Genomic DNA, 13,865 nt, shown 5'->3' with positions numbered 1-13,865 from the left:
ACGTTCCTCATGAAGTGGACGCGGCACCTCTGCCATGTCGCGCACAGCACCTTGGTGACGGCCGCCTTGAGGCCTTCGTGAGCATCGGAGACGACGAGCTTGACGCCGCGCAGGCCGCGACGTGTCAGTTGCGCAGGAACTCTGTCCAGATCGGCTCGGCCTCCGAGGTGCCAATCCCCATGCCCAGTATCTCGCGCCGACCGTCCGCGTTGACGCCGACGGCGATGATAACGGCGACCGAGACGATCCGCCCACCGCGGCGGACCTTCAGGTAAGTGGCGTCGATCCACAGGGATGGCCAATCGCCCTCGATCGGCCGCTCGAGGAAGGCCTTCACCTTCCCGTCGATCTCCTCGCACAGCCGCGAGACCTGGCTCTTGGATATGCCGCTCATAACCATGGCCTTGACCAGGTCGTCAACCGACCGGGTTGAGATGCCTTGCACATAAGCTTCCTGGATGACGGCGTTAGCGCCTTCTCGGCCATGCGGCGCGGTTCGAGGAAACCTGGGAAGTAGCTTCCCTTCCTGAGCTTCGGGATGCGCAGCTCGACCGTGCCGGCCCGCGTCTCCCAGTCCCGGTCGCGGTAGCCATTGCGCAGGGCGAGCCGCAGCGGGTTCTTCTCGCCATAGCTGGCGCCGGTGGCCGCGCCCACCTCCATTTCCATCAGTCGCTCGGCGGCAAAGCCGATCATCTCCCGCAGCAGATCGGCATCCGGGGTCTTCTCCACGAGCGTGCGCAGGTTCATCATGTCGTCGGTCATCGGTGGTCCTTCCGAAATGGGTTGGCGTCAACAACCAAACCTTACCGGAAAGCGCCGATGACCACCCACACGCCGCTCGCTCGCTACAGCGCTACTAACGGCGCGCTCGTGAGCGGCTTCGCTACCGCCGAGCTACACCACCTGATGGGACACGACCTTTCATTTGCATTAGGAACAACGCGTAAATGGAAAAGTTGGTCCACCGCAGCGCTCGTGAGGATGCCTTACCGCTGCCGGCCGGCGGCAAAGGGTCCGGCCCGCGCTTTCCTTCCTAGTGTGACGTGGCCCTGAAGGCTGCCAAGTTGTTCCTGCCTCACTGATCCAGTTCAAGCGGATCGTGATCTGGTTGCTCGTGCCACATCACCTGGCGGAAATCGCGTTTGTCGACCTGCTGACCGCAGATCGGGGATGCGTGAAATCGATCGTCACAGTCCTGCGGTTGGTGTGGCTTGCCGGGGATAGGCGGTCCAAGGTCGGCTATTCTAGCCATGCGCGACCGAACAAGATGCTGCGGCAAAGTTCCGTCAGTTTGGTTTTCTCAGCTGGTGAAAGACATCGCACCAAAAGCGGTAGTCATCTGGTCGACCGTCGAAATGCGCCTCCAAAGCGCAGTGCGCCACGGCGGTCGGTGCTTCCATCCCATAAAGTTCGATCGCAGATTGAGCGGCCTGATCTCTGTCGACGAGATCGGCAATCTTCAAAGCGGCGAAATCAGCGCTCCGGATCGCGAGCCTCCGTGGACCAAATATTCCCAACACCTAAGGGTGACTATATGATCCCCTCATGGCAACTCTGCGGTACGACGAAAGGCAGGAACCGGATGGGACGTGGACGGTATTCGACGTGTTCACCGGGCTCCCGGCTATTGTAGCGGGCCACCCATCTGTCGACCTTCCCGACATGGAGTATGCCGAAGAGCTGGCCGCCATCCTGAATGCCAACGACCTGAAGCAGAGGCTATCTCACGGTAGGTTCCCCGGAGGGTTCGCCTGACCGAAGTGGCATTAGCCCCCGGTCGTGTTGCCCATCCAGGTTGGTTCGTCCGATCCGAACAAGCAATTGTTATTGATCTACCGGCTACGACGGTTTTAACTCGACTCGCCATTGCTTTTCGTAGGGAGGACGTGATGGGCAACGTGGTGCCAATCTGCAAGGCCGCGCCTTGCGTGGAAGTGGTCGGAGCCAGTGGCGAATGGGTCGTCCGCATCATTGAAACTGACCAGGAAATTACACGCTCATTCGCCCTGGAATCGTTCGCACTGGCCTTCGCAGAAGGCCAGCGGATACGCCTGCATCTCGACAAGGTTGTGCGGCTTTAGGACCCTCCTGCGGCTGGGTACCCTCAGGGCCACGACGGTGATGGCCGATTGTTCCATTGCTGGTGAGGCTTGCGGTGTGACGTCTCTGTCGTCAGCCCGCGCGGCCGGAAGGGCGGCAGGCTTTTTATTGGTTGAGATCGAGCGGCTCGTGATCGGGCTGCTCGTGCCACATCACCTGCCGGAAGTCGTGTCGGTCTACCTGCTGGCCGCAGATGGGGCACGCATGGAAATGCTCCGGCCATTCAGCGTCATGTGGCTTGCCGGGCTTAGGCGGTCCAAGGTCAACAATTTTCGTCATCACCAACGAACACGGCGACCCGGCAAAAGTTCCGGGGTGTGTGTGTGCATGCGTTCGAAGGCTGACAACAAGACCCCCACGCCGGAAGGTGAATGATGATCGCGACGCTAGCCTAGCCATTCCCCAACGGCTCGGACAAATCCGGTTCCCGGCGGCGTTCCCGTCGTTCTTCAACGAACAGCTTCGGTGTGCTCGTCCCACTCAAGGGGCGTTGTCCCGCGCTCTTGACGAAACTTTCCAAACTCCTTGCGCAGGTCGGCAAGGTCCAATGCCCAAAGATGCTCACTGCTTCCGGGGTTCGACAAAGCGCTCACCAGTTCCGTCCGCTCTCTCGGAATTAAGTTGGCTTCGCGGTTGAGCCTTCAAGGTGGCATTGCGAGATAATTTGCTCGCTTGCTAATATGCCTATATCTTAGGCAGAGAGTGGGGGTCTCATATCTTCCCGCAGTGGCCGGTGCGGTTAAGCCCCACAAGCACCCCCAACTGCACCGGCCATGTCCCACGGCTGGGTATGGTCTTTGCGCTCGGCATATCTTTTCAAGAGCTTCCGTGAAGCCTGACGCAAATTTGTTGCTGCTGCGAGCCGCACCCCCCGTTTGGCGGAGCTTCGTATATCTCTCGCTTTACGACGATCTTATCCGAAGTGATTAGGCGAGCTAGGCGCTTCAGCGAGCTGCCACTACCTCGTAGGCGTCCAAAGCTTCTTGGTGTGCCGATGCCGAAAAGCAACCCAGCGGCCGGTCCATAAACGGCCAGCAAGTCGAAGTCCTGGGCTCCATCCGTAGGATGGGTCGACGAGCGGGTCGAACAGTGGCGCGCGCGCCCCCGAGAGGAAGAGGGAATGTCTTATAACGGAGCGTCCGCAAGTGTCGGACGCTTACCGGGCTGCCCAGCGCAACCCTGCTGAACCCGACGCTTTGGTGTCACTTCCAAGTATACCCTGATGTGCAACAACAACATATGCGCAAATCGAAAGCCGTCCGGCTTACCGGTCAAGAACTGGAGCGCCGCTAAGACGAAAAAGCATCTCGCTGTAGGGTAGCCGAGCAAGGATCTTGCCGTGGTTGGCAATTGCCGCAGCTGTCATTCCTCTACATAGGAGACTGACGCCCCCTTGGGTTCGTTGGCAGATGGCATCCGGACTGTCAACGAGATGCAGATCCGGAACCCCATATACTATGGCAGTTACACCCTCAGGAATGGCTCCGATCGGTTGAACTACCAATATGCGCACACCGAGCAGCCACCCTATGATAATGGCGGCTACGCAACCAGTGCAGCCAAAGACGCCGAACTTCTTCATCGCATCGCACCTATTCCCCGCATCCCATCATAGTACCTGATGGCGTGATGGTGCATTCGTTGCCTTCAGTGTCCACGGAATGAGTTCCGGTGCTGTCTCTCCAGGAGCGAATGGAGTAGGAGTTTCCTTCGCTATCGCTACTGGTGACCTCTTGGCCTCCGTTCGGAAAGCGAAGAGTTTCGGTGTCAATCGAATAGTTATTCCCTTCGGTATCGTACGATCTCACATGTTGATCCCCATTTTTACCGGAATAGGAATCTGTGCAGACCCTGTAGTCGCTTTCACCCAAGCAATCAGCGTATGCGGAAGCGGTGCAGCCGAGTAGAAATGCTGCCGTCAACGATGACGTTTACTTTCATTGAATTTCCTCGATAAAAACACTAAAGCCCCATCAACAGTCATAACGGCTCTGGGGGCGAGGGACCGCAGCGGCTAGGTATCCTTGAAATTAAACCGCCTATCAAGCCAATCTGCGCCTCTGAAATATACCGCACTCGAGTGCCACGAGTTATTCAAGGTAAGCGTCCAGGCCCAAAGGCTTATGGATACAAGTGCACCAATCCACCCGTACAGCAGAGCTGCCGCAAAAAGCGATGGGGTCGACATAACGAGTATCCACCACTCCCAAATGAAGCGCAGGGTAATACCGACGCAAAAATAAACTGAGATGAAGAGTATAATCCCGACAACGACCCCTATAAAGTCCATTATCCCGCCAGTATTTTTCTTTTTTGCTGTTCGAATTCTTGATCTGTGATGATTCCGTTCGCCTTCAAAGCGCCGAGACGCTCAAGCATTGACACCACGTCGGTACCCTGCGGTTGATTGTAGACTGGAGCTGGCTACCTTCTCTGCTCCAGTGCATCCCTAACCTTATTGACGAATTTGACAACAGTCTTCTTCCAAACGTTGCTGATGTGCCGCTGCGAAGCTCCGTCTTCGATGGTGATCAAACCAAAGATGAGCCCCGTTTTGCCGCTAACAGCATTTACCTTGTCAAGGCCTATGCTGGCCTGCTTCAGGCCGTAGATCATTCCTTTGTCGAGAAAGATGATACGTCGGTCTGTCAGGGTGATGAGCCACGTGTCGCCGTCCATGAGCCCAGAAGTGAATGCCAATACCTGCTCACCGTCTGAAAGAATCTCCGGAAGGTGATTTAGCTCTTTCTTTGTAAAAAATTGATCGTCGCCGATTTCATCGGCGATACGTTTATACTCAATTCGAAGCTCCGCCTTGGACGCATTTTTAAAATCGAAGGTGATATTCTCTCCAATCGCTATCCGAGTCAGCAGCGCACAGATTGTATTTCTAAGATTTAGGCTAGGTTATCCCACCGGGGGACCGGCTTTCGTAATTTTCAACCAATCTGATGTTCTATTTTGTTTGAAACGCCGAGATATGGGAGCTTCGTGCAAGGTGGCTAGATGAAAAGAAGCCACCACATTCGGCGCGCTTGGAGCAGCTTGTGCACTCGTTCAAGTACGCATTTTTCCAGTCACTAATCGACCGCTTTGCATACTTGTGGATAGAGCCATCAAGAAGACAGAGCTGGTGATTGTAGACTGAAACATTGATCCTAGCCGCAGCCAGATATTGCACAGCCGCCCGCAACTCACTTCGATAGTCGTACGGGTCCATCCAGAGCTTATCCATATTTGCCCTTGTGAAGCCAGTGATCTCCAGTCCCATAAACGTCACGTGGTCTACGAAGGTGAGGTTTCTAAAAATGAAATCTGACAGGTCGACGAGACCTTCATAGGTCTGCTTGTGAACGACAACTCGTATCTCAACCTCAGCCCCGACGGCCTTCAGGTTCATGATCCCGCGGATGGTCTCATCGAAGGCGCCTTTGGACTGAACCACGTAGTCGTGAACTTCCGGGTCGGCGGAATAGATCGGTATGCCGACCGAAAGACGAGGATGTCCAATCCCTTGATAGCGCTCTGCGAATTGCCGATCCTTGAACGTCCGGCCATTGGAAAGAATATGAACCGGCGTAGACGGAAGGTGGTCACGAGCTGATGACAAAATGTCAAAAAAGTCCTCACCCACCAGCGTTGGCTCACCGCCAGTGATCCCGAGAAACGGGGTCGTTACGGGCAGCAGGGGCAGCACATCCAAAATCTCCCTCGCCAACCAGCGATCATCAACGTCTTTGGGTGGCTGGGAGCACATCAAACACAGGTGGTTGCACCGCTCCGTTACGAGGAAATAGTTCGCGTTGGCATCCTTTCTGAACAGGACACGCACTGCCTTCCGATCCGGCACAAAGCGGATGACGTCTCCTTCGCAAAGGTAGTCGAACTCGTGGGGCAGAACGACTAGTCGTCGGTCTGAAAACAGTCGCTCAGCTTCCGGCCGATGCTCCTCAAAGGTGACAACCCACTGGCATTCAGGATGAAACGTCTGCCCCTTGAAAAGGTACGCATCATGTTCTCGGTTAGGCGCTTGGTCAGCTTGGCCCGTCACGAGCCTAAGTGCCACTCGCTGTGAGAAATCACCGACGCTTGCTGACGCAGCGAAGCCACTCAGTCGCAACATCCTAATTCGCCCAACTTAGAAAGAGTTCTCGGGCGGTAACGTCCCTCTCCATAAGGCCGATCAGCCTCTTGAAGATCGACATATTGCGATTGCAGAATCCCGACCGCGTTTTGAGGCCAACAAAGTCGCCCTGCGTTGCGGTATGGAATACTGGATCGGAGCCACAGAACGGCTCGTAAGCGCAGTCGGCGCACATCGGTACGGAGCCTGCAAAAGATTGCTCGATAGGATCGAGGAGAGCGTCGGACCCGAAAATCTCGCCATAGGTGTTTTCGTGGACATTCCCGAGCAGAAATGTCTTGTCGCCCATTTCGGCCAACATTCGTGCTTCGTCGGACGCGTAGACGCTGGCGTCATAGTTATAGACGACGGCGGAGATACCGATGCCTGCCGGGCTCATAAGATCCACATATCCTGGCTCGAAAGGCGTGAGCATCTTTGTAAGGATGGTGGCCGCGTAAAACTCCTTGAAAGGAATGCCGTTACGGTTCAGTTCCAGGATGTAATTCAGCCCGTCGAAGTAGAAATCGAGCCAGCGGTCCACGTCATAGGCTGCGTACGATTTCGTCTTGACCGCGAAGCCGTAAGGGGAAAGCGGCCGAAGGAATATTCCGGGGAAATCTAGCCGCACGTATTCGTCAATGATCTCGCGCGCCAGTGGAAGACTGGCTTTGGTCGTTGTCATAAGTGCGCTGACGCGTTCATGGCCGAGAGCCAGTCTGGCCTTGTGGATACCTGCCACAGCCAATTCGTAGCTGTTCTTTCCCGGGCGCGGTCGATTGGCATTGTGAAGAGTGGCCGGTCCGTCGAGCGACGTTGAAATTAGAATCCTGTGCACGCGACAGAATTCCAAGATTTCGTCGGTGATGACGGCGAGATTCGTCGTGATGACGAATTGCAGCGACCGCCCGGCGACCTTGTTGATCGCTTCAGCCCGATGCACGACGTGTTGGATCAACGGGAAATTCAGGAGCGGCTCGCCGCCTTGGAACTCGATCTTGATAGCCGGACTTGGAGACTGGAAAATGAGCGCCAACGCCTTCTCGGCAGTCTCCTCTGACATATCGAAGGCTGAACGATCTTCGCTTTGGCGAGATACCTGACAGTAGGGGCAGGAGTGCTCGCACCGCAAAGACACGACCATGATGTGAAGCGATGTGAAGTTCTCAAGCCTTCTTGCCTTGGTCCGAACCTTCAGCGCCAGCAGCTCCTTGCCGATATTGGAGGATGCATCAAAGAGGAACTGCCTGCTGCGCAGGCGGGAGTAGGCGGGGTGTGTGCTGGGAAGCTCGTGCCTGATAAACGAAGCCAGCACGGCGCGCGGCAATAGCAGATATTCGCCCGCTTGGTTGGTCAGCACATACCGCTCGTCGTCCAACTGGGAAAAACGAAAGTACGCGAGCTGATAAGTGTCGTCCAACGGTCGTTGGAACTCAGTTGCCGGAGCAAACTTAGTCATCGGACTGCAGGCCCGATCTGGAAAACGCAAGCGCCAGTATCGCGTTTCTAACAGTGGCGGTTTCGGCGGCAATGCTGCTACGCAGGTCCTGATCCAAGACCTCTAGCCGCAGTCTTTCTACCGCTGCGTCGGCCGAAGTTCGCGCGGCCGCCTTGCTGAAGTTGATCGTGCATACTGCGAAGCCGCCCTCGATCGTGATCTCAACCGCAGCGTTGCCGGTTACCCGATACGCTGCGCGCTTTACACAGTCGAGGCTGAAGACTGACAGATCAAACTTGACTTGGGCAGTCTGGACGAGCTCGCTCTCGCGAGGGGTGTCCGCCATCAACAATAGCTGTAGCCAGAGCAGTGAGACCCGTGACTAGCATGGCTCGAATGGCTGGTGTGGTACGCCATGATAACGTCCGTACCATTTGAGCGATCTAGCACCTCACCGTAGCCGAGGTCCGCCGGGACAGTGCCAGCTTCAGCGAGCTTGGTCGAAGGCTGATTTGCCGATTCGACAAGGACTGCAGCCTGAACTTGGCCGCCGAGAATCATCGTGGCCGACAAGGCCATTGGTGACAGGAAATTGCGTTTCGACATTATCCAAACCCCCGTTTGTACGGACTCATTAGCAAAAGGCGCCAAGCCGGACAAGTACCGCTTGTGGAGAAGTGCTTAAGGGACCACTAATGTTCCGGGTCAAATACTTGTATTGTGGAGTTGACGGGGTCCGTCTTCTGAGCGCAATCGATCGCAGAAGCGGCCCGACGATGCTCTTTTGCAGCCGCTTCGGCTGCCGCCAGAAAGCGCTCGGATTTCAGCCCGAGATAGCTGTTCGGAAGGTTTGGTTCTGGGCCATTGGCGATCTCCGCTTGATGGGGTTCGCCGCAACGCGGACCATAGTCCTACATGCCACGCTGCCTGACCTCCTGGCCTACTCTCACGGGAGCGATAGGGCCAGGCGCCAAGCGCCACCATCAGGAGGGAAGCGGTCGTGCCGACCATGTCTCGCGCCTGAGCGTCGCGGGCGCCGCATCAAGGAAGCGGGCTACAGCGCTGCGGCCTGATACTGGACTCCCGGCTTCAGACGATGCATTCTCGCCTCGGGGAAGGGATCATGGGCAATTCTGTTCATGCCAGGAGGTTGCAGAGGCGACGGCCTTGGTGGCGCTCGCTTTTCCGCTATCGTCTCGCCGCCGTTCTGGTGATGCTCGGGGCGACTTCCGCGGGCTATCTTGCAGTCGGCGACGATCGGCACGAGCTGCCGCGCGTTCACCATGGCGGCGATTCGTCGGCCAGCAACGCGGCTGTCCGCGAGGCGGGCTGCGATATCAAGGGCAACATTAACGAGCGCGGCGAGCATATCTACCATATGCCGGGGCAGGAATATTACTCTGCTACGCGCGTCAACCCAGCTCGAGGAGAGCGCTGGTTCTGCTCACAATGGGAAGCGTGGTGGGCGGGCTGGCGGAAAGCGAAAGTGTAGCGATTGCCTTTAGACTACACCTTCAGTTGCTCGATGCGCGTGCTCTTTATTGGAAGTTCGAACATCGCGCCGCCCGCGAGTTCCGGGTAATGCGTCGATCGCCAGAGATGACGATCCAACGCCCCCTCCGTGCTCAGCTGGGCGATCCAGGCCACATCTTTCACGCCGGGGCCGAACTTCTCTCTGATATGGACGATCTCATGCTCCCCGGCGAACAGGGCATTTAGCGAACGGGCGAGAGCGGGCGACAGGTTTTCGTCGACCAGGGCTTTCACGCGGCACTCTGAAGGCTCTCTTCGAATTTCATGGCGTCTCTAACAGCGGTAGCTGAGACATCGAAAAGGCGCGCCACCTTTTCCACAAATCCTTCGGCTTCTACAGCTTGCGCAAGCGCCACGGTCGGGACGCCATATTTGGAGGCGATCGGCTGACCGAACGAACGATGGGGGTCGATCACGATGGACTGCTTGCCATTGAAGGGCCGCCAGCGCGCCACCGCGTCATCCTCGATATCCAGGTCTTTGAACGTCCGCTCTATGCAGGAATGCAGCCAGAGCGACGCGGCAAAGCCCATCGGGACGCGCCAGCCTAGGTCTTCCTCCCCCCGCTGCATGCCAGACGTATTGTCCTTGGGCATCGCGCCGCTCCATCGGCGAGGCGTCAGTTCGTCTCGTCTACGATACTGTCATAGTCGCGGCCGATCAGTAGCAGCACGAAGCCGCAGGGCACTGTCACGCTGGTGAGGGCAATAAGGCCGAGCCATCCATAGTCCGGCTTCGCAAAATAGTAGTACCAGCTAATCGCCTGCACCAGCGGAGACACGATCAACATCCAAGCACCCCATTTGCCATCCGTGTTGAGCCGGATCGTTGTCGTCGCCCGATATCTGATTGCCATACGTATGCCCTCCCGTTCCTCAAAAGGCAGCTTCGCGTCGGTTGAGCGCGAACGCAAGCGCCGGCCCGGCTACGGCTTTGCGAGCCTCACGCCGGCGCCTCCTCCATTCTGCGGAATGAGCTCAACCCCGGCAGCCTCCAGAGCGGCCTGCAGGTCGACCAACGTGCGGTCGTATGGCGTCCGCTTGCCAGCTTCGAAATTGGCAATGGTCGTCTTGGCCACCTGGGAGGCCGCTGCCAGCTGATCCTGCGACCATCCAACAAGCGCCCGGGCTGCCCGGCATTGAGATGGCGAAAGTGTCATTTTAGTTAAACCTTACATTAAAGTGACTGTACGATACGTGCAGCCTTATACCATTAGTGCAAACGTTATCGCAAATGCAGACCCAAATGCCTAACACCCCTCTTCTGGAGGCCGGCGAAGCTATGGCCGCTGCCTTCCCTTTAGAAGATTTTCCCGCGCCCTGCTCGGTGCCATCGCCTCTATTCCGGCCATAAGAGGCGCGGCCGCGGCGCATGTCTCGCCGCAACCGGCGCCTCTGCCCTCCGAGGAGGAACTGCTGCAAGCCTACAGTGAGTGGCTGTTCTTCGAACGTCTGCTGCTTATGCGCGACATCTACCCTCGCGAGCGCAACCCCTACCGCCAAACAGCCCTCGTGCCCTGCAACACTCTTGCGGCGCATTACCATTTCCCGCTACGATCACCGAGAGTTGTAGCCCGACATGGGAAACGGTGCCCTCGCCAGCCACGCGTGCGCTGCTCGTCTTGCAGACTGTCGGCATTGACTTCAGGCCGCTGAGTGAACGGCAATGATCTTTCGTTCAGAAGGAAACTGCCATGCGAACGACCGAAGGTGATCGACCGCCTTCCGGCTGGTTTGTGGTCGACGTGATGCGCCGCGAAGCCCGGAAGTGGGACTGGGCGGCGCTTGTGACCGATACGCATCCTGACGATCTAGAAGCTCGGATCTTTGCGAAGCAGTGCTGGGTCCCCATTCCCGGCAAGCACCGAAACCGAGATGCGGCTTGGGATATGTTCGAGGCGATGTCAGCCACGCGGCACTGACTGACTTTCATTCCGCAGAAGAGAAACGAACAGCCCGCTGCGGCTGGTGGCGGGTTTTTCATGTCGCGTTTCATGTCGCGTCCATCAGCCGCGCACCAGTAAAAACCGTTGGAAACCAAGGATACTCAGTTGCAACATGGTGCAACATCAGCTGAATATTACAGAAACAAGCGGTGCCCAGAGGCAAGTAGGAAATGTCTGTGCTTTCAGATCTTACCACGCACATAGCATGCGGACAACCAACAGAAATAGCAACAATAGATTCCTGTGGGGTTATTTCATTCCTCCCGGAATGTCCGACTGATTTGGTCCGACAGCGGCTTCACGAAATAGGAAAGCGCCGTACGCTCACCCGTCTGGACCATCGCTTCGGCCGGCATACCGGGCACGAGCGTCAGGCCCTTGAGCTTCGTCAGTTCCGCCTGCGGAACCGACAGGCGCACCAGGTAGTACGAAATGCCGTTTTTTTCATCCGTCGCCAGATCGGCTGCGATCCGGCTGACATATCCGTTCAATATCGGCGTGGTTCTCAGATTGAAGGCTGACATCCGCAGCACGGCCTTGTGACCAAGCTGGATTTGGTCGATGTCCTTCGGGGTGATTCGTACTTCAAGCGCAAGATCGTCGCCTTCCGGCACGATTAGCATGATCGGATCGGCGGGCGTGATCACTCCGCCGACCGTATGAATTGCGAGTTGTTGAATGGTGCCTGACTGCGGCGCGACGATATCGATCCGCCGCAGTTCCTGTTCAACCGCCACCTTGCGCTCAACATACTCCCCGACCTGCGCCTGAACCTCTCTGAGCTCCTGGCCCACTTCCGACTTGAAATCCTGATCGATCTGCGGGATCTGCAGGCGCGTTTCGGCTATGCGGGCTGCCGTCTGTGCCTGATCTGCGATCTTCTCACCGCGTTCGCCACCGAAAGTGGCAACCTGGATCTTCAGGCTGTTCAACCGTTGGTCCGAGACAATGCCTTGGTTGCGCAGCCCACTTAGAACAGCAATTTCCTTTTGGAGAACCTCGATCATTTTTTCACAGGCAATTTCCTGCGCCTTGAGTCCTTCGATCTCGTGGTGATATTGAGTAATGCGTTCCGCCAATTGCGCCTGCTTCCCGTCGCGGGATTGCCTGCGGAATTCGAACAGCAACGTCTCGCTATCTATTGCCGAAGCTACGTCCGGAACATCTCTTCGGGCGAGTAGCCAGTCCGGGAAGGGGATTTCCGCGAGATCGTCACGCTCAGCATCGAGTCGAGCTAGGTAGGCGGCCAGCTCATCGAGCCGCTTGGTGACTATGGCGAGATTAGCGCGCGCCTGGGTGGCATCGAGCCGCATGAGGATGTCGCCGGCTTTTACCTTATCGCCTTCGCGCACCAGGATTTCTCCCACCACCCCGCCAGTCGGGTGCTGCACCTTCTTGACATAGGAAACGACGACAAAGTGTCCGGACGCTACAACCGCACCGGAGAGATTCGTGAAGTTCGCCCAGGCTCCGGCTCCTCCCACAAAGATCACGCTCGCCAGAAAGCCCGCCACCAGGTGGCGGCGAATGGAGCTTGAAACGTCATTGTTCTGATCAATGCCGGACACCGGTATCCTCCATGTCAGCGCGCTCTGCCACGTTATCCTGTGTAGACTCGATGGCCTTCAGGACTTTGGAAGGCGCACCGAATGATCGCTGCCGTCCACCTTCCATCACCAACACCAAATCCACGGCGCGGATGACGCTCGGCTGATGGCAGACAACAACCGCAATGCCCTTGCGCTCGCGCACAGAGGCGATCGCCTTAGCGACTGCAGCTTCGCCTTCCGCGTCGAGATGGATATTGGGTTCATCCAGCACGACAAGGAAAGGGTCTCGATAAAGGGCACGGGCAAGACCGATAAGCTGGCGCTGCCCGGCGGAAAGTGCCGATCCGACCTCACCAATCGGAGTTTCGTATCCGTGCTCAAATCGGAGGATCAGTTCGTGCGTGCCCGCTGCTTTCGCCGCGGCGACAATAGCCTCAGGGTCAGGATCATGTTCAAAACGAGCAATGTTTTCGGCAATGGTGCCGTCGAACAGTTCAACACCTTGCGGCAGATAGCCGATATGACGGCCTAGTGCTTCCCGGTCCCATTGATCGAGGCTTGCGCTGTCGATGCGAACCTTCCCGGCGACCGGCGTCCATGCGCCGACGATGGCGCGCGAGAGTGTCGACTTGCCCGAGCCCGATGGACCGATGACCCCGAGTGCGCTTCCCGCCTGAATGGCAAACGCAATGCCGGTCACGGTCGGCTTGCTTTCGCCGGGCGGAACAATTGTCACGCTTTCGAGGCGCAGTTCGCGTTCAGGTGCAGGCATAGGCACAACAGGAGCGGTTTCAGGAACCTTTTCCAAGAGGTCCTCCAGCCGCGCCCAACTCTGGCGCGCCATGAGGAAGGGTTTCCAGCTTGAAATGGCCAGATCGACCGGAGCCAGCGCACGCCCCATCATGATCGAACTGACAATCATGACCCCGGCCGTAGCCTCCTGCCTGACGACAAGGTACGCACCGACGGTAAGAATGGCCGATTGCACCTGCAGGCGCAAGTCGGCATTGCAACGCGCTGCTTGCAGCAGACCATTGCGTGCCATGTTGTGGGCAACGGTATCGCTTATCGGCCCTTGCGTGAGAGTGTTGGCAAGGAGTGTCAGAGATGTGAGACCGACCGCCCCGATAAGTGCCGTCATGCCGATCCAGAAATGAAGGAGGAAGCAAATGCCAA

Annotated in this window: 16 protein-coding genes and 2 pseudogenes; 5 read left to right on the top strand and 13 right to left on the bottom strand. The window is 57.3% G+C overall.

Features of this window, described 5'->3' with window-relative positions:
- A pseudogene (locus NKI37_RS31410) lies at positions 1 to 762 on the bottom strand (IS256 family transposase); the annotation flags it as partial.
- Positions 763 to 1,286: 524 nt separating this feature from the next.
- Positions 1,287 to 1,520, bottom strand: a complete 234-nt coding sequence (locus tag NKI37_RS32055) for a Y4oE-related protein (protein WP_023699541.1) — start codon at positions 1,518 to 1,520, stop codon at positions 1,287 to 1,289.
- A 25-nt stretch (positions 1,521 to 1,545) separates the two neighbouring features.
- Between NKI37_RS32055 and NKI37_RS31405 the strand changes: the two genes are divergently transcribed.
- The 3 genes from NKI37_RS31405 to NKI37_RS31395 all read left to right on the top strand — a co-directional run bounded on the left by NKI37_RS31405 (position 1,546) and on the right by NKI37_RS31395 (position 2,475).
- Positions 1,546 to 1,755: a hypothetical protein gene (locus tag NKI37_RS31405; RefSeq protein ID WP_023672260.1), complete on the top strand. Its 210-nt coding sequence runs from the start codon at positions 1,546 to 1,548 to the stop codon at positions 1,753 to 1,755.
- A 134-nt stretch (positions 1,756 to 1,889) separates the two neighbouring features.
- The gene (locus NKI37_RS31400; RefSeq protein WP_023672259.1) at positions 1,890 to 2,081 is read left to right on the top strand and encodes a hypothetical protein; all 192 of its coding nucleotides are present in this window, start codon (positions 1,890 to 1,892) and stop codon (positions 2,079 to 2,081) included.
- Between the two features lie 76 nt (positions 2,082 to 2,157).
- Positions 2,158 to 2,475 (top strand): hypothetical protein, encoded by a 318-nt coding sequence (locus NKI37_RS31395; RefSeq protein ID WP_352791656.1) that lies wholly within the window; start codon positions 2,158 to 2,160, stop codon positions 2,473 to 2,475.
- Between the two features lie 1,914 nt (positions 2,476 to 4,389).
- Here the strand turns inward: NKI37_RS31395 and NKI37_RS31390 are convergent.
- The 5 genes from NKI37_RS31390 to hxsD all read right to left on the bottom strand — a co-directional run bounded on the left by NKI37_RS31390 (position 4,390) and on the right by hxsD (position 8,007).
- Entirely contained in the window at positions 4,390 to 4,479 is a 90-nt protein-coding gene (locus tag NKI37_RS31390) for an SHOCT domain-containing protein (protein WP_352791658.1), read from the bottom strand.
- Positions 4,480 to 4,524: 45 nt separating this feature from the next.
- Positions 4,525 to 4,824, bottom strand: a complete 300-nt coding sequence (locus NKI37_RS31385; protein WP_352794656.1) for a PH domain-containing protein — start codon at positions 4,822 to 4,824, stop codon at positions 4,525 to 4,527.
- Between the two features lie 232 nt (positions 4,825 to 5,056).
- Complete coding sequence (gene hxsC, locus NKI37_RS31380; protein ID WP_023835545.1) at positions 5,057 to 6,223, bottom strand: His-Xaa-Ser system radical SAM maturase HxsC; 1,167 nt, start codon at positions 6,221 to 6,223, stop codon at positions 5,057 to 5,059.
- A 1-nt stretch (position 6,224) separates the two neighbouring features.
- Positions 6,225 to 7,643: a His-Xaa-Ser system radical SAM maturase HxsB gene (gene hxsB / locus NKI37_RS31375; RefSeq protein ID WP_196815033.1), complete on the bottom strand. Its 1,419-nt coding sequence runs from the start codon at positions 7,641 to 7,643 to the stop codon at positions 6,225 to 6,227.
- Positions 7,644 to 7,674: 31 nt separating this feature from the next.
- Positions 7,675 to 8,007, bottom strand: a complete 333-nt coding sequence (hxsD, locus tag NKI37_RS31370) for a His-Xaa-Ser system protein HxsD (RefSeq protein WP_023672253.1) — start codon at positions 8,005 to 8,007, stop codon at positions 7,675 to 7,677.
- 777 nt (positions 8,008 to 8,784) lie between these two features.
- Between hxsD and NKI37_RS31365 the strand changes: the two genes are divergently transcribed.
- Complete coding sequence (locus NKI37_RS31365) at positions 8,785 to 9,153, top strand: sunset domain-containing protein (protein WP_023750018.1); 369 nt, start codon at positions 8,785 to 8,787, stop codon at positions 9,151 to 9,153.
- A 14-nt stretch (positions 9,154 to 9,167) separates the two neighbouring features.
- Here NKI37_RS31365 and NKI37_RS31360 read toward each other — a convergent pair whose 3' ends face one another.
- The 4 genes and pseudogenes from NKI37_RS31360 to NKI37_RS31345 form a co-directional block, all read right to left on the bottom strand.
- Positions 9,168 to 9,428 carry a PIN-like domain-containing protein gene (locus NKI37_RS31360; RefSeq protein ID WP_023672250.1) on the bottom strand — a complete coding sequence of 87 codons (261 nt, stop codon included), beginning with the start codon at positions 9,426 to 9,428 and terminating at the stop codon, positions 9,168 to 9,170.
- Complete coding sequence (locus NKI37_RS31355; RefSeq protein ID WP_023672249.1) at positions 9,425 to 9,790, bottom strand: hypothetical protein; 366 nt, start codon at positions 9,788 to 9,790, stop codon at positions 9,425 to 9,427. The genes NKI37_RS31360 and NKI37_RS31355 overlap by 4 nt, the downstream gene beginning before the upstream one ends.
- Before the next feature lie 23 nt (positions 9,791 to 9,813).
- Positions 9,814 to 10,050 carry a hypothetical protein gene (locus tag NKI37_RS31350; RefSeq protein WP_023672248.1) on the bottom strand — a complete coding sequence of 79 codons (237 nt, stop codon included), beginning with the start codon at positions 10,048 to 10,050 and terminating at the stop codon, positions 9,814 to 9,816.
- Between the two features lie 75 nt (positions 10,051 to 10,125).
- Positions 10,126 to 10,353, bottom strand: a pseudogene (locus NKI37_RS31345) (helix-turn-helix domain-containing protein); the annotation flags it as partial.
- 534 nt (positions 10,354 to 10,887) lie between these two features.
- Between NKI37_RS31345 and NKI37_RS31340 the strand changes: the two are divergent.
- Positions 10,888 to 11,115 (top strand): hypothetical protein, encoded by a 228-nt coding sequence (locus NKI37_RS31340; protein ID WP_023672245.1) that lies wholly within the window; start codon positions 10,888 to 10,890, stop codon positions 11,113 to 11,115.
- 278 nt (positions 11,116 to 11,393) lie between these two features.
- On the opposite strand, the gene NKI37_RS31335 is transcribed toward NKI37_RS31340, so the two are convergent.
- Positions 11,394 to 12,707, bottom strand: a complete 1,314-nt coding sequence (locus tag NKI37_RS31335; protein WP_023724595.1) for an HlyD family type I secretion periplasmic adaptor subunit — start codon at positions 12,705 to 12,707, stop codon at positions 11,394 to 11,396.
- Positions 12,694 to 13,865, bottom strand: a 1,172-nt coding sequence (locus NKI37_RS31330; RefSeq protein ID WP_352791661.1) for a type I secretion system permease/ATPase, incomplete at its 5' end; no start/stop codon positions are given. The genes NKI37_RS31335 and NKI37_RS31330, both read right to left, overlap by 14 nt.

Origin of the sequence: Mesorhizobium sp. M0626 (genome assembly GCF_040320665.1) — a bacterium.
GTDB lineage: Bacteria > Pseudomonadota > Alphaproteobacteria > Rhizobiales > Rhizobiaceae > Mesorhizobium.
The sequence above is the reverse complement of the archived record's forward strand: the minus strand, read 5'-3'. Positions and strand labels throughout refer to the sequence as shown.